The 256-nt window shown below is 44.5% G+C and carries 1 pseudogene; it reads left to right on the top strand.

Annotated elements, in window-relative coordinates:
- Positions 1-196: pseudogene (locus tag RMT89_RS44125) on the top strand (resolvase); the annotation flags it as partial.
- Between the last annotated feature and the right edge of the window lie 60 nt (positions 197-256).

Genomic DNA, 256 nt, shown 5'->3' with positions numbered 1-256 from the left:
AATGGCCAGAGACGACTACGAACAACGCCGCAGCCGTCAAGCGGCCGGTATTGCTGAAGCGAAAAAGCAGGGACGGTTTAAAGGCCGTCAGGCCGATACGCATAAACACCAATTAATTGTTGAACTGAGGCGTAACCATACAATCAAAGAAACTGCTAAATTAGCAAGTGTAGTGAAGCCTTGGTCAAACTCGTAATGAGACGCTATAAAAGCACACAGAAAGGAAATTAAATGTCTCTTCACCATACAAATGAAG

The organism is Streptomyces sp. P17, assembly GCF_032436805.1.
In the GTDB taxonomy this organism is placed as follows: Bacteria; Actinomycetota; Actinomycetes; order Streptomycetales; family Streptomycetaceae; genus Streptomyces.
This window is presented reverse-complemented; position numbering and strand designations above follow the sequence as displayed.